The 23546-nt window shown below is 29.6% G+C and carries 16 protein-coding genes; 6 read left to right on the forward strand and 10 right to left on the reverse strand.

Features of this window, described 5'->3' with window-relative positions; all coding sequences use genetic code 11:
- Positions 1-30: 30 nt before the first annotated feature.
- Positions 31-4038, reverse strand: coding sequence for a hybrid sensor histidine kinase/response regulator transcription factor (locus tag MKD41_RS08680; RefSeq protein WP_240241914.1), 4008 nt, complete (start codon positions 4036-4038; stop codon positions 31-33).
- Positions 4039-4433: 395 nt separating this feature from the next.
- On the opposite strand from MKD41_RS08680, the gene MKD41_RS08685 reads away from it, so the two are divergent.
- Complete coding sequence (locus MKD41_RS08685; protein ID WP_240241915.1) at positions 4434-5573, forward strand: glycoside hydrolase family 43 protein; 1140 nt, start codon at positions 4434-4436, stop codon at positions 5571-5573.
- Positions 5574-5583: 10 nt separating this feature from the next.
- Positions 5584-7020: a sulfatase-like hydrolase/transferase gene (locus tag MKD41_RS08690; protein WP_240241916.1), complete on the forward strand. Its 1437-nt coding sequence runs from the start codon at positions 5584-5586 to the stop codon at positions 7018-7020.
- 362 nt (positions 7021-7382) lie between these two features.
- Here MKD41_RS08690 and MKD41_RS08695 read toward each other — a convergent pair whose 3' ends face one another.
- The 8 genes from MKD41_RS08695 to MKD41_RS08730 all read right to left on the reverse strand — a co-directional run bounded on the left by MKD41_RS08695 (position 7383) and on the right by MKD41_RS08730 (position 20584).
- A complete protein-coding gene (locus MKD41_RS08695; RefSeq protein ID WP_240241917.1) occupies positions 7383-8384 on the reverse strand; it encodes a glycoside hydrolase family 16 protein in 1002 nt (333 codons plus the stop codon).
- Positions 8385-8777: 393 nt separating this feature from the next.
- Positions 8778-10151, reverse strand: coding sequence for a TlpA family protein disulfide reductase (locus tag MKD41_RS08700; protein ID WP_240241918.1), 1374 nt, complete (start codon positions 10149-10151; stop codon positions 8778-8780).
- 30 nt (positions 10152-10181) lie between these two features.
- Positions 10182-11564, reverse strand: coding sequence for a TlpA family protein disulfide reductase (locus MKD41_RS08705; protein WP_240241919.1), 1383 nt, complete (start codon positions 11562-11564; stop codon positions 10182-10184).
- Between the two features lie 47 nt (positions 11565-11611).
- Entirely contained in the window at positions 11612-12991 is a 1380-nt protein-coding gene (locus tag MKD41_RS08710; protein WP_240241920.1) for a TlpA family protein disulfide reductase, read from the reverse strand.
- 167 nt (positions 12992-13158) lie between these two features.
- Positions 13159-14289, reverse strand: a complete 1131-nt coding sequence (locus tag MKD41_RS08715) for a DUF4465 domain-containing protein (protein WP_240241921.1) — start codon at positions 14287-14289, stop codon at positions 13159-13161.
- Positions 14290-14304: 15 nt separating this feature from the next.
- Positions 14305-15807 (reverse strand): RagB/SusD family nutrient uptake outer membrane protein, encoded by a 1503-nt coding sequence (locus MKD41_RS08720; RefSeq protein ID WP_240241922.1) that lies wholly within the window; start codon positions 15805-15807, stop codon positions 14305-14307.
- Between the two features lie 11 nt (positions 15808-15818).
- The gene (locus MKD41_RS08725) at positions 15819-19205 is read right to left on the reverse strand and encodes a SusC/RagA family TonB-linked outer membrane protein (RefSeq protein ID WP_240241923.1); all 3387 of its coding nucleotides are present in this window, start codon (positions 19203-19205) and stop codon (positions 15819-15821) included.
- A gap of 206 nt (positions 19206-19411) precedes the next feature.
- The gene (locus tag MKD41_RS08730) at positions 19412-20584 is read right to left on the reverse strand and encodes a FecR family protein (RefSeq protein ID WP_240241924.1); all 1173 of its coding nucleotides are present in this window, start codon (positions 20582-20584) and stop codon (positions 19412-19414) included.
- 134 nt (positions 20585-20718) lie between these two features.
- On the opposite strand from MKD41_RS08730, the gene MKD41_RS08735 reads away from it, so the two are divergent.
- Positions 20719-21306 (forward strand): RNA polymerase sigma factor, encoded by a 588-nt coding sequence (locus MKD41_RS08735; RefSeq protein ID WP_240241925.1) that lies wholly within the window; start codon positions 20719-20721, stop codon positions 21304-21306.
- 279 nt (positions 21307-21585) lie between these two features.
- Here the strand turns inward: MKD41_RS08735 and MKD41_RS08740 are convergent, their stop codons facing one another.
- Entirely contained in the window at positions 21586-21789 is a 204-nt protein-coding gene (locus MKD41_RS08740) for a hypothetical protein (RefSeq protein WP_090120032.1), read from the reverse strand.
- Between the two features lie 159 nt (positions 21790-21948).
- On the opposite strand from MKD41_RS08740, the gene MKD41_RS08745 reads away from it, so the two are divergent.
- Genes MKD41_RS08745 through MKD41_RS08755 form a run of 3 tightly spaced genes read left to right on the forward strand, consistent with a single transcriptional unit; the run spans position 21949 to position 23342 of the window.
- Positions 21949-22704, forward strand: a complete 756-nt coding sequence (locus tag MKD41_RS08745; protein ID WP_240241926.1) for a hypothetical protein — start codon at positions 21949-21951, stop codon at positions 22702-22704.
- Positions 22704-23099, forward strand: coding sequence for a DUF5675 family protein (locus tag MKD41_RS08750; RefSeq protein ID WP_240241927.1), 396 nt, complete (start codon positions 22704-22706; stop codon positions 23097-23099). The genes MKD41_RS08745 and MKD41_RS08750 overlap by 1 nt, the downstream gene beginning before the upstream one ends.
- Before the next feature lie 3 nt (positions 23100-23102).
- Positions 23103-23342: a hypothetical protein gene (locus MKD41_RS08755; protein ID WP_090124686.1), complete on the forward strand. Its 240-nt coding sequence runs from the start codon at positions 23103-23105 to the stop codon at positions 23340-23342.
- The last annotated feature ends 204 nt before the right edge of the window (positions 23343-23546 follow it).

The following is a 23546-nucleotide window of genomic DNA, read 5'->3' on the forward strand; positions in this document are numbered from 1 at the left end:
TAATCATAATTTTTAAAGACAATAAACAAATTAATTATTTATTTTTTTTACCAATTCTTTATATTTAGAAGGCAAACAATTAAACTGTTTCTCAAAAGATATTTTAAAGTATTTATAATCGTTAAAACCAACTTCGTAGGCAATCTGGTTTAAATTCATATCGTTAGCAACCATAATAAGATTGGCTGCTTTTTTTAAGCGAATAGACCTTATAAAAGCTGTTAAAGACAAGCCAGTTAGCGATTTAATTTTTCGATATAAGGTAGATTGGCTCATATTTAGTTCATCAACCATATTATCAATTCCAAAATCAGAATTTTGTAAATTATCTTCTACTAAAAGAATTGCTTTATGTATAAACGCATTTTCGGTATCTGAATCTTTAACTGTTTCTATTGAAGCTGTAGGTTCAAAACGTATTTTATTTTTTAAATGAGTTCTTAATTTTTCTCTATTTTCTAATAAACCAGCTATTCTTGCTTTTACTACAGTTGTATTAAAAGGTTTTGTAATATAATCGTCTGCTCCCGTTTTTAAACCTTTTATTTCAAATACAGAAGAAGTACGTGCAGTTAATAAAATTATTGGAATGTGCGATGTTATAATTTGCGATTTCAATTCTTTACATAGCGTTATTCCGTCCTTACCCGGCATCATTACATCACTAACTATTAAATCTGGAATTTCAGTTGATGCCATTTGAAAACCTGTAGTTCCATTATCGGCTTTTAGTATTGTATATGTATCTTCTAAAATATCATTTAGGTATGCTAAGATTTCAAAATTATCATCTATTACTAATATTGTATATTTTTTAGTTTCATTAGTATTATTCTGCTCTATTTTAGATGGTTTTTGAACATTATAAGCTTTTATATTGTCTGTGTTTACAAAAGTTTCATCAATTTCACCTTTGTATAATTCTGGGGTTAATGATAACTTTATAACAAACTCTGTTTCAACATTTTTTTTACTAGACACTTCAATACTTCCGTGATGTAATTCAATAATTTTTTTAGAAAAAGCCAACCCAATTCCGCTACCAATCATTCTTGTAGTATTTGCTGATTTTATTTGAAAAAAACGATCAAATATTTTACCTAAATCTTCTTCATCCATACCTATTCCGGTATCTTTTATGGAGATAATACAGTAGTTAGCATCTTTACTTAAGGTTATTATAACTTTATCTTCTTCATTACAATATTTTATTGCGTTTGAAATTAAATTGCATAAAACAATTTCCATTTTTTTTCTATCAAACGGAAAAAACAATTCATCTACCGTAGTTTTAAAATCGTATTTAATATTTTTTGATTTTGCTAATTGCTTAAAATAAAGATGTACCTCACTAGCAAAACGCACAAAATTACCATAAGAAACATTTAGCTTTAACAAGCCATATTCTGCTTTTCTAAAATCTAAAAGCTGATTAATTAAATCTAATAATCTATTTGCATTTCTATCTATTAAATTTAATTTTTTTAATGTACTATAAGGTAAATCTTTACTACTTAAAAGCTCTGTTAGAGGTGTTATAATAAGTGTTAAAGGAGTTCTAAATTCATGTGAAATATTGGTAAAGAAATTGGTTTTTGTTTCACTTAACTCCATTTCTTTTTCTCTATCTATTCTTGCTATTTCTAGACTGTTTTTAAGTTTTAACCTATCGTTCTTAGCTTTTATAAAGAACATAAGAATACCACATAAAATTGTAAAATAAATAAATACTGCCCAAGGCTCTAACCAAGGAGAGTTTAATAAATTAATTGACATTACTTTAGGCGTGCTCCAATTTTTACCATCTCTAGAAGCTTGTACTTTTAATTTGTATTTACCTGGTGGTAACCCCGTAAAGTTCACCTCGTTTTGATGACCTAAATTTATCCAGTCTTTCTGATATGTTTCAAGTTTATAACGATACATGATACTAGAAACCCCTAAATAATCATTAGCTACAAAACTAATAGAGAAGAATTTATCTTTATGAGCTAGAGTAATATTATCTGTATAACAAAAACTTTGATTGAGTTTTTTACTATCTGAATGGTATTCTATTAAGTTGTTATTTACTTTTAAATTCATATAGATAACCTCAGGAGTAATATCACTATCTATCACTTTTTGAGGATTGAAAAAAGTTATATTATCATTCCCTCCAAAAAAAATTAATTCGTTTTTATAATTACAAACTGCATTTTTATTAAAGGAACTAGTATTAATATTATTTAAATGATTATAATTAATTAGTGTTTTCTCTTTAGCATTGTATTTTACTATTTCAGTAGTTGTACTCACCCATATATTTCCTAAATTATCTAAGGTAGATGAAGATATAAAATCACTATTTAAACCATCTTTTTTATCTAATTTAGATAGTATCTTTAATTCATTATTTATATAACTTAATTGAAATAAGCCACTAGGTGTTCCAACCCAAATAATATCTTTATTAATAGTAATAGAATTTATAATTTTTGGGAGCTGCTCTTTTGATAATGAAGAGTAATGAATAATTTTTTCACTACCTTTATTTATAATATGTAATCCATTATAAGTTCCTAGCCATATATTTCCTTGTAAATCTTCTTTAATAACACTAACCCTATCACTTTGCAACTTTTTATCTTCTACTAAGTTATCTGAATAAAAAACATACGCACTTTGTACATTTAAATTATTAAGATTTACAATACAAAGTCCATTTTGTTGTGTACCTATATACAAATCATTTTTTTTATCTATATAAAAATCGGTTATTTTTTTAATTTTTTTATTTGAAAAGATTACTTTTTTTGTTTCAACGTTTAATATATAAAAGCCTTCACTAGTACCAACATATAATTTTTTATTATGCTCGTATATAGATCTAACTTTAGAGTTATCTATTGTCTCTATTTTTTTTAAATCGGAAAAATTAGTTCCATAAAATAAGCCTGAAGCTTCTGTTCCTATAAAAACATTTGCATCATTTTTATAAACACTATTAATATTATAACGTTCACCTACTTTAAAAAAAGAAGAAGCATTATTAAAACCGTTACCTTCAGTTAGTTTTAAAATACCACCATTTGCTGTGGCTACCCAAATTAAATGATTTTGATCTTCGTGAATATTTAATATCGTCTGATAATTTACTTCCATTTTATCAGAATGATTTAACACCAAATCCATTTTAGAAAATTTCGAAAGATCCTCATTGCTTCTATACAAACCATAACCCCAAGTACCAACCCAAAGTCTATTTTTTCTATCCAGCAATAATTTTTTTGCAAAATTACTGAAAACACCAGTTTCTATTGAATCTATAGCTTGCTTATTATAATTAAAACTATATAATTTAGTTGTTTTGTTATCAATAGAGATCCAAACTTTATCTCTAATTTTATCTGCAAGAATATCTGTAATTAACCCATTCGTTTTATAAATAATTGTTCTATCTTCTGAAGGATCATATTTTACCAAATTTTTATATCTGGTAAACCACATATTATTATATGCATCTTTTTCAATATCATATACTGTAGAACCACTAGGAAAACGTTTAATAAGTTTATTATTAATATAATCAACAACAAAAACACCATTTCCCCAAGTGCCTAACCATATATAACCTTTATTATCTTCGCTAATAGCAGTTATTCTAAGGTTTTTTCCAGGTTCTAAATTAATAAGGTTATTTAAGTGTTTTATTCTGTTTTTTTTAATATCTAAAAAAGAAATACCACCACTTTTTGTACCAATCCAAATATTATTAGATTTATCTTTATATAAAACTTCAATATTTTCATTTAATAATCCTACGTGTTTATTACTTGGCTTTATATACTCAAAATCATAACCATCATATTTAGAAATCCCGTTTTCAGTACCAATCCATTTTATATTTTGATCATCACTAATAATTGAAGTAACATAATTATGAGACAATCCTTCTTTTGTCCCTATAAAATCAACTATATAATCCAGGTTATTTTCTTGCGCAAACACAGTAATAAAAAACAAAAGGTGAATTAAAATTAAAAAAAATTTCTTCATATAACTTTGTACTTATTTAATTGGTATTCGATAAAAATGTTTTTAATCTAGTTTTCAATTATTACCATTTTATTATAAAGTCTCTTAATAGTTCATAAAAGTAATATAAAATTAAAACTAGAACTATTCTAATTTCTATATTGACCATATTATCCATTATTTTGAATTAATAGACCTACTTATTTTCTTAATGTGTTACTTAACTTTGTTTTAAAGTAAATTAGCTTACAAACGTCATTAAATTTGTCTCTATATTTTACTTGTTCATATAATTTAAGTACGCTGTATTTTTTTTAAAAATTTGCTACTGAATAAAAGAGTACTCCTTATAAAAAACAAATAATTCTACAATTAAAAATTTTAAAAAAACATTATTTAATTTATAAATTTTAAAAATGAGTAAAAAACACATCTTCTTCTATTTTATAACTTTATCCTTTATACTAACTGGATATTCACAAAAAAAATACACAACTTTTAAACCTGGCGATTTATGGTTAGATAATAACGGTAAACATATTAATGCACACGGTGGTGGTATATTAATTTATAACAACACATATTATTGGTTTGGAGAACATAAAACAACTGGAAGCCTAGGAAACAAAGCTATGGTGGGTGTAGGTGTTTACTCATCTACAGATTTATACAACTGGAAAAATGAAGGAATTGCTCTTAAAGCTGTAAATGATACTACTAGTATGCTTCAAAAAGGCTCTATTATAGAGCGCCCAAAAGTTATTTATAATAAAAAAACTAAAAAGTTTGTAATGTGGTTTCATCATGAACTTAAAGATCAAGGTTATGCTGCAGCATTAACAGGAGTTGCTACTGCAGATAACATCACAGGGCCTTACACATACATAAATAGTTTTAGGTTACACCCTGGAGTTTTACCACTTAATTTCTCTAAAAAAGAATTTGATGCTGTAGAAATGATAAAAGACAGAACCGATAAAAATTGGAAAGAAAAAGTTGTAAAAGGCGCCTATTTTAAAAAGGATTTTGAAGTTGGGCAAATGTCTAGAGATATGACGCTTTTTGTTGACGATGATGAAACAGCATACCATATTACAGCTTCAGAAAACAACCAAACGCTTCATATTTCTAAATTAGCTGACGATTACTTATCCGTAACAAATGAATATATTAGAGTTTTTCCTGGTGGTAGAAATGAAGCTCCAGCTATATTTAAAAAAGACGGTAAATACTATATGTTTTCATCTGGATTAACAGGTTGGAAACCAAACCCAGGAAAATCTGCCGTTGCTGACCATATTATGGGAGAATGGACGTTTTTAGGCAATCCTTGTATTGGTACAGAAAAAGAAAAAGCAACCACTTTTTGGTCTCAAAGCACCTACGTAATACCTGTTATTGGTAAAAAAGATGCATTTATTTTTATGGGAGATCGCTGGACTCCTAAAAACCCAATTGATGGAAGATATATATGGCTTCCCGTTGAATTTGAAAATATCAAACCTATTCTAAAATGGCAATCTGAATGGGATTTAAATTACTTTAATAATAATTAACAATTAATCTATGAAAATTTCAATCCGCATATTATTTGCAACACTATTAACTTTTTATATTGGATGTAATACTGCAACAAAACAAAAAGAAACTGAAGCCACAAAAAAACCAAATGTAATTGTAATCTTAATTGATGATGCAGGTTACGCAGATTTTGGATTTATGGGCTCTAAAGATTTAGATACTCCAAATATAGATGCACTTGCAACAAGCGGTGTTGTTTTAACAGACGCACATGTAAGCGCAACAGTTTGTGCTCCATCTAGAGCAGGAATAATGACTGGTAAATACCAACAAAGATTTGGTTTTGAAGCCAATGGAACTGGTGGAATTGGTTTAAGTAACGATGTGGTTACTATTGCCGATGTTTTTAAATCTAATGGATACAAAACTTATGCCTTAGGTAAATGGCATTTAGGATTTGATAAAACTGACCATCCAAACCAACGAGGATTTGATGAGTTTTATGGATTCTCTGCGGGTGGTAGATCTTACTTTCCAATTAAAGATCCTGCCAAATCTCATATGCTACAACACAATGGAGAACGCGTTGTTTTTGATGGGTACTTAACCGATGTTTTAGGAGATCAATCTATAAAATATATAGAACAAAGTGCAAACGAGCCTTTCTTTATGTACTTAGCTTATAATGCAGTACACACTCCAATGGAAGCTAAAAAAGAAGATCTTAAAAAATATGAAGGACACCCTCGTAAAGAATTAGCTGCTATGACCTGGTCTCTCGACGAAAATGTTGGTAAACTAATAAATAAATTAAATCAACTAGGAATACGTGATAATACTTTAATTTACTTTTTAAGCGACAATGGTGGTGCACATAACAATCAATCTACCACAGGACCTTTAAAAGGCTGGAAAGGAAATAAATTTGAAGGTGGACACCGAGTACCTTTTATAATAAGTTATCCAAATGAAATTAAAGGTGGAGCTACTTATAACGGACTTACTTCTTCTTTAGATATATTTGCAACATCAATAGAAGTTGCTAACATTACTAAACCAGAAAACTTAATTCTTGATGGTGTAAATGTCATACCATACTTAAAAGGAGAAAAAGAAGGTGAACCTCACAAACAACTTTTTTGGAGAAAATTAGAAGAATCAGCTGCAAGAATTGGAGATTATAAAACCATTCATTTAGACAAATATGGTACAGTTATGTATAATTTAAATAACGATCTTGGAGAAACAGTTGATCTATCTAAAACTGAACTAGAGAAATTTAACGAACTTCAAAACGCCTATCAAAACTGGGAAACTATAGTTTCAGATCCTTTATGGGATGAAGAAAATAATTGGATGGATGCTACTTACCACATTCATAAAATGCTAATGCAAAATAAGGAACCTAAATACAAATCCCCTTCAAAAGACCCATCTATTGTAATTAAAAGAGTTAAAATAGGAAATAGTGACATTCCTTAATTCTATACTTTTTTAATTTTAAAAGAGACTGTCTATAAAGTTGAATTTTCGTCAACCTGAATTTATTTCAAGTTCTCATAGTGATTGTTTATCAGCAAGATGAGATTCTGAAACAAGTTCAGAATGACGGATTCCTAGGCTTTTTAGACAGTCTCTTTTTTTGATGAATATCTTACACAATTTTTAGAATCGTATAAATAATTTGAAAATAATTATACCACACCTCAAAATACTAACTACAGAAAATTTAAGCTATAATAAAGCTTTCATCTTTAGGTTAAACCTTAAAGCAATAAATGTTGTTTCTCATAAGAAAAACAACATTTATTTTTATTGTATCAATTTTAAATTATTCTATAAACTTACTTACTATCCATAACATAAATACGCGCATAATCTATTTCGTATTGACGAGGAAATTCAGTTTTTTCAAACTTTTCTAAATCTGGATGTGGTTTACCTCCAACAGCAAGGTTTATCCAATAATTACACGTATTACCTTTAAAAGGATATTCTAATTTTGAAGTATCTCCATTTTTAGTATCTAAAGCTATTCTCGACATAAAAACATCATCTAAATATATTGTTAACCATTTTCCGTTTCCAATAAGTTTCCAAACATGGTATTTTTCTAACCAATCTTTATCAGTATTAAAACCTAATGCTTTACCGCTAATTATATTTCTAATATCTGAATTTAATGCATTGTCTTGTCTATTCCCCTTCCAATTAACACCTTTTTTCCCTTTCGTGGCAAAATTAGCCATCATATGTCCGGTGTAATATTCCATAATATCTATTTCTCCTCCGTGTGGCCAAGGTCCAGCACCTGTTGTCCAAAATGCAGGCCATACTCCATAATCTTCATCTCCACCCGTTTTTAGCGGTAATTTGGCCCTCATAATCATCATAATAGAATCGTACTTTTGATGATGTTCTTTTTTTGTAATAAAACTTGCTGAAGTATATTTAGCATAGGGTCTGTTTTTTTTCCAATTAGAACTTCCTTCTTCATAATCAGGATTTACAACTTGTTCTTTTTTTGCAGTTATTACAAGGCGTCCTCCTGTACAAATTCCATTTTCAGATTGATACCATTGATGCTCGTTATTTCTTTTAAATCCAACTTCTGCATTCCAATATTCCTCTTTCATTGGACCTTCATGATTAAACTCATCATTAAAGACTAATTTATATCCATTTATATCTTTTTTAGGTTGAGAATTATCTGGTTCATATGGATTTATCTCATTGTTAGTCTGAACTTTTATTTCAGATTTTTTATCAATTCTAAGGCATCCAACAAATAACACAAAACCAATTACAACAGTCAAAATAATGTTTACATTTTTAATAATTTTCATATTTTACTTCTTATTTATAGATTACATTTTAACAATAACTAACTTTTTTCATAAAAAGTTACTCGTACACATTGTTGAATTTTAATACTTCAACAACATTGTTAAAACAAAAATAAAAATACTTTAAATTACATTTTGGAGGTAATCAATTCAAATTAGGGTATAAATAGGTCTTTACCTATTTTACAATGAAGAAATTGAATTGTTTAAAAACTAAATACTATCTATAATGTTATTTTATTTCATAATTATTTTGAACTGTATCATAAAAATAAGGTTCAATCATAAACCTTTTGAATACTAAAAATTAATTTCTTATTAAAAAAAATCACTTCAATGAAACACTGAAGTGATTTTAAAAAATAATTCAAACAAAAATATTAGGGTATGTTGTTATATTTTTAGCTCATTAAAGAGTTCAATTAATTTTGAATTTGATGGTCTTGGAGCATTTGCTGTTACAATATTACCTTCTGGATCTAATAAAATAAATTTAGGAATACCATTAATTACATAATCCTTAATAAATTTAGATTGAAAATCGTTATCAGCAAACAATTGAACACCGCCAAGTTCTTTATCTTCAATCATCTTTTGCCATTTTTCGAAACTCTCTTGCCTATCAACAGAAATACTTACAAATTCTATATTTTTACCATGGTAATTTTTTTCAACTTTTTTAAGCGATGGAATTTCCCTTATACAAGGGCCACACCAAGTTGCCCAAACGTCTATATAAACGTATTTTCCTTTTAAATCATCTAAAGAACTAGTTCCTCCAGTATAATTTATATAATTTTCAAATTTAGGTGATGTATTTCCTGCTTGTACTTTTTTTAAATTTTCATAAGACTCTGTTATAGCTTCTTTTTGTTTTTTATCTGTAGAAGCAGCCATAAAAAGATTGTAATATTCGTCGAGATTTTCTGTTCTAGTTATGCTAGCAATAGTTGAACTCAACAAATCATTTTTAATAATTTGGTTATTAGCTAAAGAAAATGCTTTTAAATCGGCAATATCTTTTGAAATATTTTCAGATTCTTTAATCTCAGCAGCTTTATTTCTATAATATATACCTACTAGAGATTTATAGGCTCTAGAATTTATATAATCTTCTTCATTATCATAATCTATATTATCTAAATCATTTAAGAAATCTGAAGTAACTTTAAAATCTTCTTTTTTTGTATACCTAGCGTGAGCATATTCAAAATTGGCTATTTTATTAAGATAGGTATATTTTATATCCTTTTGTTGTATTGACCTAAAACTTTCTTGAATATCTTTTGTATTGCTTAATAATTCACTTAGAGAAGAAATAATTGTATTCATTTTTTCTTTAAATACATCTTGTTCTAAAGTATAAATATTCTCTGTACCCTCTAGTTCTTTAGCTTTTTTAGCTCTAGTTCTCAAAAAATTATTCTCTCCTGCTCCATTTCCGCTAATAACAACAGTACTATCTAATGCTTTTGAATCTGCATTCATAGTTAAATCATATCCATTTTCTAAATGAATATTGGTCCGCATTTTATTATATATTAATTGATATAAGCCTTTTTCACCTCTAATGGTATCTTTAAAAGACCCATCACTTGATACTTGTATAGTATCTCTAAATGCGCGATCATTAAAGCTTAACAAAATTATTTTATCATCATTATTGTTCAGTAACTTACCTGAGAGAAGCGCATAATCTACAGGGGCTTTTTCTTTACAAGAAAGAGCTAGTATAGTCATTCCTATTATAAATAGTTGTTTTTTCATACGATAGTTATTATTTTTTAAAGGCATCTGTTAAACACCTAACTCATTAAATAAGGTTATTAATTCTCCATTTGAAGGCCTAGGCGCATTCCATGATACAATATTTCCCTCTGGATCTATTAAGATAAAACGTGGTATACTGTTAATTTTATAGGCCGTAATAAAATCAGTACTCCAATCCTTATCTGCAAGTAACTGAATTCCTCCTAATTCTTTATCTGTAATCATTTTACTCCAAGCGTCTCGTTTTTCTTGTCGATCAATTGAAATACTTACAAATTCGATATTCTTACCATGATATTGCTTCTCAACTTTTTTAAGGGAAGGCACTTCAGCTAAACAAGGACCACACCAAGTTGCCCAAACATCAATGTATACATATTTTCCTTTAAAATCATTTAAAGAATTTGTTCCTCCTGCATTATTAACATAATTTGTAAAAATAGGAGAAGGTTCACCTTTAGAAAGTTTTTTTAAGGCTTTATACTTTTCAGTGAAAACGTTGTTATTTTCTTTTGAAGTAGAAACAGCAATAAAAGTGTCATAATACAAATCCATATTATCTGTATAAGCTATGTCGTATTTTGCTGCGGAGTTTAATAAATCATTTTTTATGTAATCATTAGAAATTGCTCCAAATACTTTCAATTTAGCTAAGTATTTATCAATACCTTCTTTGTCTGCTAATTCATCTGCTTTCAGATCGAAATATTCTTCAACTAAATCTTTATACCAACCTCTATGTTTATAGGTTTCTTCGTTGGTAAAATCTAACCCTTCTAATGGTTTAAGAAATTCCTTTGAAACTCTATAATCAGGTTGTTTAAGATTATGTCCGTGTCTATCTTGATATCTAACTAAAGATAAAAGATAATAATTAGTCAATTGCTCTCGTTCAAATTGAGCAAAATCTTTAGGAAGATTTGGAAAGCTATCTAAATATTTTATAAGATTTTCTTTAATCATAAAAGCTTTAGCGCTAAAATCTGATTCGTTTAAATTATTGTATTCTTCAAAATCTCCTCTTAAGAGGTCGTTTCGACTATCTTTTGTCAATAAATATTTAGAGGCATTAGAATCAGGGCCTGTTAACACTGAGGTATTCCTCATATCTTTTCCGTCTGTGATAAGTTTATAACTACCTCCATTGGCCAAGTAAATATCAATCCTATTCATTCCTTTACCACTAAATCTATATGTTCCTGTTCCAGAAAATATTGTATCGAAAACAAAAGATCCATCCTCTGCTGTTTTAATAGTAAATCTACCTTTAGCATCTTTATGAGAGAGTCTAAATTCTTTTAATGGAGCATCTGAAATGGTTCCAGACAACAAAATATAATTTTTGGGAGCTTCTTCTTTACAGGATATTATTGTTAGCACAAAACTTAATACACAAATTATTTTTTTCATCTTTATTGTTTCTAAATTAAAAATTCTACTAGAACATTGTTTATTGTTTAAATACCTAATTCATTAAACAAGGTTATTAATTCGCTTTTAGAAGGTCTTGGCGCATTTGAACTGATAATTTTACCATTAGGATCTATTAAGATAAAACGAGGTATTCCATTAATTTGATAAGCTGAAATAAAATCGCTTTTCCAATCTTTGTCAGCAATTAATTGTACTCCTCCAAACCCTTTATCTGTTACCATTTTTCTCCAAGAATCACGAGCTTTTTCTGTATCTATAGAAATGCTTACAAATTCTATGTTTTTACCATGGTATTGTTTTTCAACTTTTTGAAGTGAAGGAACCTCAGCTAAACAAGGTCCACACCAAGTTGCCCAAACATCTATATAAACGTATTTTCCTTCAAAATCACTTAAGGAAGATGTTCCTCCCGCATGATTTACATAATCTGTAAATATTGGTGAAATTTGCCCTCTACTCAATTTTTTTAAAGCTTCATACTTTTTGGTAATGCTTTCGTCATTTTTTGTAGAAGTAGAAACTGAGCGGTAAGCTTTATAATACTCATCTATATTATTAGTATAACTAATGTCGTAATTGGCAGCTGACACTATTAAGTTGTTTTTTATAAAATCATTAGGTATTGCTCCAAACACTTTCAGTTTAGCCAAGTATCTATCTACACCCTCGTTTTCTACTAATTCATCAGCTTTATCTTTAAAGTGTTTTTCTACTAATTTAGTGTAAGAGCCTCTAAGTTTATAAGCTTCTTCATTAACATAATTTACACCTTCTAATTCTTTTAAAAAATCTGCTGAAACTTTAAAATCAGGTTGTTCAGCATATCTTTGGTGTAAACTTTCGTAATTAATTAAAGTTAAAAGGTGGTAATAGTGTAATTCTTCACGTTCGAATTCTTCAAATTCTTTAGGTACATTTGGAAAGCTTTCTAGGTATTTAATATAACTTTCATTCAGTTTGTTTTGTGTAGCAATAAAATCAGATTCGTTTAATTTGTTAAATTCAGCATAATCACCTCTTAATTTAATAATGTTATTTATTTTAGTCATTAAATAATTAGACGCATCGGGGTCGGTTCCAGTTAATTTTGAAGTTCCTCTGAAATCTTTTCCATCGGCTGTAAAATCATATTCGCCTCCATCGGTTAAATACATATCTGCTCTGTTTCTAGAATCAGTAAATATATAGTGTCCGGTTCCAGTTGTTAAGGTATCTAAAAAGGATCCGTCTTCTGCTAGCTTAATATTAAGTGTACCTGTTCCGCTATTTTTTTTAACTAATCTAAAATTTTTTGTTGGGGCATCTGAAATGGTTCCAGAAAATACAATATAATTTTTAGTAGGATTTTTTATGCACGATGCTAAAAATAGCATTGAAAATAAGATGATAAAGATTTTTTTCATGGATGTTTTTTAAGATAATTAGTAATATAAGTTTACCTATATAAATATAATATACTGATTGACATTTAGTTAAAAAATTAATACTTATTTTATGAAACTAATGTGTTAAAAAAACGGGGAATTAACTCCCCGTTCAATTTAAAATAGGTATAAAATAATTCAGTAGGTTATTGAAGACGAATTCCATCTAAACAGAACATAGAAGGGTATACCATTTTTCCTTGATCATCAACATAATCGGATGACATTTTAAATAATACTTTATCTACAGTACCTAAAGAAGTTAAATCTACTTTTTTCCAATCATTTAAAATAAAATTAAAATCTGGATATGCTGTATCAACTTCTGATCTTAGCGCTAAATAAACATCTACACTTCCTGTAGAACTTCCATTTAAAGAACCTTCAATAGTTAATTTTACATAACCTTTATGTATGGTATCGGTTGCAGCTTCAAAAGCAGCATCGTAGGCATCTTTATAAGCAGCATCATAAACAGCTTGTTGCTCTTCTAATGTGCTATCAGGATTACTCGCTATAAAAACTGAACGAGCTTCCTCACCTGCAGAAATTCCTGCTTCTTTCCCTATAGGATCTCCAACTTCATATTTAGCTAAAAGTTCAGTTCCTGCTAATCTAATGGTGTTAAGAGTTCCATCAATTCCAGGAAGTGTAAATACACCGTAACGAGCAACATCTGGATTTTCTATTCCAGGGTTGTCAGTTACGTCTCCGTCAATTAAATAGGATTGAGTAACAGGATCTAAATCATCAGAAAGTATAGATCCGTAACTAGCTAAAAGGTAGTTGTAACTAGTGTTTGCTACTAATAAATGCTCAACGGTTCCAGGTTCTGCTAATGTAAAATATGCGGCATCTCCAGTCGTTTTTCCTACAAGATAATTTTCTGTTCTATTTACTGCACCTATAGGTGTGTAAACACTAAAAGCGGTGGTATTTATAGATTCTTGTACTTCAGTTGGTGTAAGACCTCCTGCTGGAGCAAAAGTAGGGCTTAAATCCCAAGGATAGGAACGGAAATTTTTATTAGATAAAGCAAACCCGCTATAATTATTACCAGTACCAGCTACATTAACAGTAATTACTCCAGATTTATTATCTCCAGAAGTAAATGGAGCTGTTGGAATCTTGTAACTAAACCTATCTAGGGTCAATTCGTTAAACGTAATATCGTTTGGGTAAGGTATTCTAAGATCTACTTCGTCTTCGCAAGCACTAAACAAAACTAAACCAATGATGGCAGTTATGATGCCTATATATTTTTTTGTGAATTTCATATAATATAATTTAAATTATTGTAAATCTTGATTTTGGTGCATTAATGTATTTGTAGTCATCTCCTCTTTTGGAATAGGATAACATAATCTATTATTCTCTAATGTTATGTCTTTCAAACTTTCCATCCAAAGTTTTCCTGTAGCATCTTTAAAGCGTACAGAAGCAAAAAACTCACTCCCATTTTCTATGAATAATTCGAAAAAATATTCTTTAAAGATCATATCCATTAACTCTTGTTCATTTGTAGGATTTAAAGGTGTTGGAAATACTGGATTTGTTCTTTTAGAGCGCATGGTATTAATAGGAGCAATTGCCTCAGAAATGCTAGCTCCAGTTCTTGCCAATAATTCTGCTTTCATAATATACAATTCTGGATATCTGAAAAAATAGGTATTGTATTTATTATCTACTGGAGACGCTCTCAACCCGTCATATTCACCAAGTCTTGTAACCTTAGTAAAGGTATATCTTCGTGAATCATCCCAGGATAAAGCACCTCTAGACTCTCCTGTAACAATAGGCCAACGCGGATCAGCTTGAAACCAATCAGCCCCCTTATCTAGTCCTGCAGTAAGTGCTTCAGGAGATGAAACAGGTAATCTAGTTGAATAGCTATGAATAATTCTATAACGATACCAAGCATCACTATCTCTATAATTCGTATTCCCATCTCCTTCTAGATAACCAGAAAATAAATTTTCTGGAGAGTCCCATGAATCTTGGTATACCTGAGCTAAATCTCCTTGCATAGAAAAACCTGGAATACTAGCATTTAAAACTTCATTAACCAAGTTAAGAGCTTCTTCAAGACCTGCTCTTCCATCGTTAAACCCATGTCTATAAAGTAGCATCTTAGCTTTAAAAACTTTAGCAAATTCTTTAGAGACGTATCTATTATTAGTAAAACTAGGCAGGTTAGCAATAGCGTAATCAAGGTCTTCATAAATTTTTTGATAACTTTCTCCTACATTAAGTCTCGCAACTTGTAGATTTGAAACTGTAGCTAGTTCATCACGATATAATATACCATCAACATCACTATCATCTGTATTCCACCAATGCCCAAACATCCAAAGAACATAAGCATGTGAAAAGCCTCTTAAGAATCTGGCTTCAGCAATTAAAGCTGTTTGTGTTTCTTCATCTATTTGCGATGCATTTAACTTAGAAATACCATCTATAGCAAAATTAGCAGCATTTATAGTTTCATAATAACCCAACCATACATATTGTACAGAAGGACTATTATTTGATTGCGTGGTAGTCATATCATAATCTCCTGTAGACCATTTAACAAATCCTGATTTAGATGCTAATTTACCAGCAAGAGTTCCATTATAATTAGAGCCTTGTGTTATAAATGGGTAAATACCTCCAACAGCCGCTCGAGCTTTCACCTCATTTGTAATTGCATTTGTTTCATTCAACTGATAATCAGGTTTTAAATCTAAACTATCAGAACAAGAACTAATTCCAAAGATTAGAGTAATTATCAATATATATAATACGTTTTTCATATTTATCATTTTTAATTAAGTTTTAATTTAATTCCAAGACTATACACTTTTGCAGTAGGATACGTACTAGAATCGTCACCCGCTCCAGAATCAACATTTGTATAAGCTGAACCTCCTCCATCAGGGCTAAATCCAGGATATTTTGTAATTGTTAGTAAATTTGTAGCTTTAAAATTAAGTTCAACTCCATTAAGTATGGAATTATTAAAAAATTTATTAGGAAGTTTATAATATAAATTCAGAGCATTTAAACGAAGATAAGATGCATTGTGTAAGTAAAAATCAGAAAATAGATCATTACCTCCAATTCCATCTGGTGTAATTCTTGGAAAAGAAGCCTCGTATGGACTCATTACAATAGTACTTTCTCCTGCAATTAGGTTACTACTATTCTTGTCTCCAAAACCCCCAACATCATCATTAGGTAAACTCCAATATCTTTTATGTCCATAAGCATATGTAAAGGTTGTATTAAGTCTAAAAGCTTTATATGTGTATGTTAATCCAAATCCTCCATATCCTTTAGGTATTGAAGTTCCTAAATTTACACGATCACCTTCTTCGGTGATTTTTCCATCTCCATCTTGGTCAATATAAATAAGATCACCAACTGTTTCAGTATCAGTATTGAAATAATCTGGATTTCCAGAAGAAGTTGTGTTGTTTCTCATTGAATATGCATCCTCAGCAGTTACATAAAAACGACCAGCTGTTTGGTATCCAAACCATTCACCTATTTCATCTCCAGCATTCACCACCATTCGTGGTGCATAACTTCCTGGGAAAATTAATTGTTCTTGATTATTATTAATTTTTAATATTTTAGAAGCAGTCGTAGCATAATTAAAATCAAAAGTTAACCGATGATTGTTAGTACGAAGGATGTCATATTTTACATTAAATTCAAAACCTTTAGCCTCCATTGACGCTACATTTGAACTAATGTCTCTTTCAGCTGAATTCCAAGGTATATCATCATCATAAATTAATTTATCACTTTCCTTATGATATATCCCAACAGAACCAGCAATACGATCATCTAATAATCCGAAATCTAATCCGAAATCAAACATTGTTGTCTCTTCCCATTGTAAATCAGGGTTTCCAAGTGAGTTTGGATAAATTGCAGGAGAATCATTATATGTAGTAGCATCTACTCCGGTTACCCAATCAAAATTACCGAGATTTTGAGATCCCGTTATACCCATAGATGTTCTTAACTTTAAATAGGTAACATATTTTTTAATTTTTTCAGACTGCATAAATTTTTCTCCAGTAATCAACCATGCTGCAGCTACAGAAGGAAAAGTACCCCATCTTTTATCTGCTCCAAAACGAGATGAACCATCTCTACGAAGTGTTCCTGAAATAATATAACGATCATCATATTTATAGTGTACGCGCCCAAATTGCGAAAGCAATGCACTACTTGTTCTAGACTCATCTATATCATCTATATTTGCTTGAGACCCAAAATTATTCAAAATATCATCATCAGGAAAATTATATGCTTCCATCAGGTAACGTCCACTAACATTTTCCTCTAAAGTATATCCTGCTAAAACTTTAATATCATGTTTATTATTTAAAAGTGCAGCATAAGTCAAAGTGTTTTCAAATGCATCACGAGAAGATTTTGAATCACTCCAATATCTTTCTCCTTGATCAGTCACATAAGTTCCTATTCTTTTATAACTTAAACGTTCAGAATCAGCATAAGTATTTGAAAACGAACTTCTAAATTTTAAATTATTAATTAGTTTCAATTCTATAAAAGCAGTTCCTGAAAAGTTTATTCCCTTTCCTGAATTAGTATTTAATAAAGAAGAATGAGGATTTTCAATATAATAATCTGGTGTATATATAGAACCATCATCGTTATACTCCTTAAAATCTGGTGATATTCCTCTCAAAGTAAATAACAAACCGTCCTTATCACTAGTTTTACGGGTACTACCGGTTAAGTTTACTCCAAACTTAATATTGTCATTAATACTAGTCTCAAAATTAATACGTCCTGTATAGCGTTTACTAAACCCTGTTACAATACTACCTTCGGTATCTTGATGGTTGAAGGATACGAAATAGGTAGTTCGTTCTGACCCTCCACGAACGGAGAAGTTATAATCAACATTTAAAGGGTTTTGTGTAATAATATCTTGCCATGGTGTATTTCCATCATGAAAAGCACCTGGTAGCACCTGTAAATCAGACGCATCATATTCACTGGTATTCAAAGCCCAAAAAGCCTCTTCATCTATATAATTACTATTAAAATATTGAAATCCTGCAGAAAGAATATGGTCTTTACTACTGGCTGTTACATAGTCAATGTATTGAGGTGCATCAAAATATTCGAATGAATTATAATCTGTAACCACATTCGAAATACTTGTAGATACCTCAAACTGAGGTTTCGTATTTGGCACCCCTCTTTTTGTTGTAACAATTACTACCCCATGGGCAGCTCTTGAACCATAAACAGCAGTTGCAGAAGCATCTTTTAAAATATCTATACTTTGAACATCTTGTAAATTTAAATTATATAATGTATTCTCTATATTACCAGAAGTTGTTGAGGAAGCTTGTGCTATACCATCAATAACCCATAAAGGTTGATTATCTCCATCTAATGAAGAAGCTCCTCTAATAATTACACTTATTGGTGACGTAGGTGAAGCAGATTGAATTTGTACATTTACTCCTGCAGCTTTACCTTGTAATAAACTTTCAATACTTGCCCCAGCAGGAGCATCTTCAATTTCTTTAGCGCTAACTCTAGAAATTACTCCTGTTGCGTCTTTAACTTTAGATGTACCATAACCAATTACTACAACCTCTTCTAGACCAGATAAGTTAGTAACCATTTTCACATCAATAGTCGTTTTGGTTCCAATTACAATTTCTTGATTTTTAAAACCAACATAGCTGAATACTAATATGGTATCTTCATCTTTATTATTTAATTTAAGTTCGTAATCTCCATTAAAATCTGTTGAAACACCAGTTTTAGAACCCTTTACAATAACATTTACTCCTGGAAGTGGTTGACCACTTTCATCAACTACAGTCCCTTTAATAATTATTTGCTGCAATGGATCTGTAATCTCAGGATGTTCCTCTATTACTGGAGGTTTTTCCTTAATTACAATGGTATTTTTATTGGTAAATTCAAAAATAACATTGGAGCTAGAAAGACTTTTTTCCAGCAGCTTATTGGCCTTAATTGTTCCTTTTTTTAAATGTACCAAAGGAAGGTTTTTAAATAAGTCTGCGTGATAGATAAATTTATAATCTGATTGGTTACTAATCATATTAAAAACTTCATCTATTGTAACTGTTTTATCAGTGTCGACAACAATTTTAGCATTTTGTGATAACACATTTATTGGTGACATACTAAATACTGAAAAGCAACACAAAAAAATTGTTAATCTCATAATGATTTTTAAAAATCGTTTCCTAAAAAGAAAACAATGGGTAATAGAAATAATTTCCATAAATTTACATGCTGTTAGTTAGTTAAACATTTTAATTAATTAATCGTACTCTAAGGAGGGAAAATTATTTACGGTGAGATGTTTATATTTATTTCCCTCTTTTTTTATTTCAATATTATTTTTTTCTCATTTATTTCATATTGATTTATATAATTTGTATTTTTTATTAAAATTAGGATATCTTCTAAATTTTGTGATCTACCAAAATCACCATTAAATTTCACATTCTCAAGTGATTTATTTTGGATCTCAAAATCTACATTATACCATCTACCTAATACTGTTACAATGTCTTTCAATTTTTTATGTTTAAAAATAAAGTCGCCATGCACCCATGCAATTTCCCCTGATACATCAACCTCTTGAACAGATAATTTATTATTTTCTATTTGAACCTTAGATTGTTGATTTGGTTTCAACAGCTGTTTAGCTGCAGCAGTCTTTACTTTAACTTTACCTTCTATTAATGTGGTATATATATTCGACTCTTCTTTATAAGCTTTTATATTAAATTTTGTACCCAACACCTCAATTTCTTGTGCTTGATTAATCACCTTAAATTTTGCACCTTCATGCATTGTACTTGGTGAAACTTCAAAATAGGCCTCTCCGTAAAGCAATTCTACTTTACGTGTTTTTCCTTCAATAAAAGCTACTGGATATTTTAGTTGAGATTCAGAATTTAACCAAACCTTCGTATCATCTGCCAATTCAACAAAAAACTGACCACCTCTTGGAATTGTTAAAATATTATAAACAACTTCTTCCACTTTTTTTTCTTTTTGATCGGTATAAACTAATTTTTCACCATTACTTTGAACTGTTTTAGTATTATAGCCTTTACCTTTTTTTAAGGTAACACTAGAACCATCTTCAAGCGTAAGAGTTGCTTTTTCAGTTCCTATTTGAACACTATTATTTTTAGCACCTTTTTGATTACTATTGTTTGTAGTAGGTTTTATTATTTGTGTTAAAAAATATCCCGAAGCAATTAAAACAATAATAACAGCAACATATCTAAATAATTTTCTTCGATACATTGGAATCACTTTTGTTGATTCTTTATGATCAATTAGAGCTTCAATTTTTGCCCAAGAAGAGTTTTCTTTGTTATCATTAGCTAATTTTAACTGTTCTATAGAAAAATTTAACATTATATGTTCATTAAAAATAGCTCTATTTCCGTTTTCGATCCAAACAATAAGTTCATTGGCCTCAGCTTCTGAAATCTCATTATCAAAATATTTTACAATTATATACTCTATTCTTTTATTCACAATATTTATCTTAATTCACTACTAATACGTTAACATTTTATTAGATGCCTATAAAAATTTAATGTTTTTTTAACTTTTATATGAAAATTTAATATTTTTTGATTTTTATATCTAAATTTACGACCATACTTAAGATGGCAAACAAAGAAAAAATATCAAGTTTAGTGTGTTCGCTAAAAAAAGGTGACCAGCTTGCTTTTAAAGCTATTCATAATTTATACTATAAAAACCTATATGCTTATATTAACAGTTTTACTAAAAATGACTGTGAAACTGAAGACATCTTACAAGAAACATTCATAAAAATCTGGCATTTTAGAGAAAAATTAAATGAATTAGATTCTATTAAAAGCTATATATTTAAAACTGCTTATTACACTTATATTGATAAATACCGTAAAGATAAAAGGGAACAAAATGTATTAGATAGCTGGATATATCAACAACTTATAGAATCCATTGATGAGGATGACGAAATAAACCTTATGAGAATTAAAAAACTAAGGCAGGAAATTGACAAACTTCCAAAGCGATGTAAAGAAGTATTTATTCTCTGTAAATTTGAAAATCTTACGCACTCACAAATTGCCAATCATCTCGAAATTTCTCCAAAAACAGTTCAAGCACAAATGTGTAAAGCATATACACTAATTAGAGAAAGTTTTAAAGATAACGTTTTTTTAAATTTATTTTTAAATTTTTATAAAATTCTAAAAATTTAAAACTGTATTATTTATTTTAAATATACTAATTGGTTTATATAAAAAAACTCCATAAACTTAACGTTTATAGAGTTCTATTTTTATTGTTTCTTGCAGAGAGGAAGGGATTCGAACCTTTGGAGATTTCTCTTTATTTATAAGGACTTCCCTACTCCATTAAATTTTTGTTGACCGATTTGTTGACCTAACCATTGATATCCATTGATTGGTTTTAACTCTCAATCTCACTAACAAATATACGATTTTAATACTACAAATAGCACCAAACAATGTCAAATACTATGATACTTTTCTCAAATAATCGTTTACAATTTCAAGCTTAATACCACTATATTCTGCAAATTCTTCTGAAGTAATGAATTGATGTTTTTGTTTTCCGAAATGTAATTTGATTGTATTCAATAATTTTCTTCCATAGCGTTCACTACGTCCAGTGATGCATTGAATGTCTTTTGGGTAAATACAAGCTCTTACTATCTTCATTTTAATACTCTATCTATACTTTATCCTACTAGTATTTATACTTTACCTATACACCCTTATTTGTTATAAAAAGGATGTTTTCGGAATGGATGGATTTCGGTTTTTTAATTCCTTTATAAAGATAGCTTCATTTGTTGAGAATTTAAAATTTATAACATTATGGCTAAACAAACCGGTATTATTAAATTAAAAGGAACCATTGGTGGAATTTCCTTTTACAAAACGAGTGATGGACACCTTGCTCGCGAAAAAGGTGGTGTTGACAAATCTAGAATTGCAAATGACCCTGCGTTTCAAAGAACGCGTGAAAATGGTTCTGAATTTGGAAGAGCAGGTAAAGGTGGTAAAGTTCTACGTAATGCAATTCGTATTCTTTTGCAAAATGCAAAAGACAAAAGAGTGGTTAGTAGATTAACTACTGACTTATTAAAAGTAGTTAAAACAGACACAACTAACGCTCGTGGATTGAGAACTATTCAAGATGGGGTTTTGAGTTCTTTGGAAGGATTCGAATTTAATTTGAATGGTAAACTTGGTTCTACGTTGTTTGCTCCATTTTCAACAACTTACGACAGAGCAAGTGGGGATATCTCTGTTGACTTGGCTGCTTTTGCTCCTGCTGTTAGAATTGCTGCTCCATCTGGAACAACACATTTTAAAGTAGTTACAGGAGCTGCTGAATTGGATTTTGAAAATGAAGCTTCTTCTTTTGAAAATGACGAAACTGCTATTTTACCTTATGACAGTGCAAATACAGCCGCTATTGGTTTAACAGTAACTGCACCTGCAAATTCTACTCATCCAGTATTCATTGTATTGGGAATTGAGTTTTATCAAGAGGTAAACGGACAAATGTATTCGTTGAAAAACGGAACCTACAATGCTTTATCAGTTGTAAAAATTGATACGGTATAATGGAATTGGTTTTACATAGAACCTATTTTGAAAAGGGCACGAATAGTGTCCTTTTCTTGAATTCTAAATTTCTAGGGTTTACTATTGAATTGCCCTGGAGAAAAAACCAAAAATCTGTTTCGTGTATTCCAGAAGGAACTTACGTATTAAAACCTCGATTTTCTGAAAAGTTTAAACATCATTTAATCCTTGAAAATGTAATTAATAGAAGCTTAATATTAATTCATCCTGCAAATGATGCTTTAAAAGAATTACGCGGTTGTATTGCTCCTGTAACCAATTTATCTGGTATTGGAAAAGGAACTACTTCAAAACTATTATTTCAAAAAATTGTATCGCTATGCTACCAAGCATTTGACCGAAAAGAAAAAGTAATCTTAACCATTAAATCATAACTTATGAAACTTAAAGAACGATATAAAAAACCGACTCCTCCATTTTTTAGAAAATTAAGAAACATTGGAATTGCATTGGCCACCGCAGGTGGTGTTATAATTGCAGCTCCAATTTCATTACCTGCTGCAGTAATTACAGTTGCCACTTATTTAACAGTTGCCGGAACAGTTGCTACGGCTGTAAGCCAAGCTGTTGTTTCTGATAAAAAGAAAGACAAGGATCTAGATTCTAAAATTGACTAACTCTTAAATTTAGCAATTGAAGTGGCAAACAATATTCAAATAAAGTCTGGGATTATTGGGGGGACTTTGCTATCCACTGTTTTAAATATTAGCTTAAACGATGTTATTTTCACCATTGTTATGGCTGTTATTGGTGCAGTGGTTAGTTTTTTTGTTTCTTATATTTTAAAACGATTATTTTCTAATAAATAAAAAGCCTAGTTA

The organism is Lutibacter sp. A64 (assembly GCF_022429565.1).
Classification (GTDB): domain Bacteria; phylum Bacteroidota; class Bacteroidia; order Flavobacteriales; family Flavobacteriaceae; genus Lutibacter.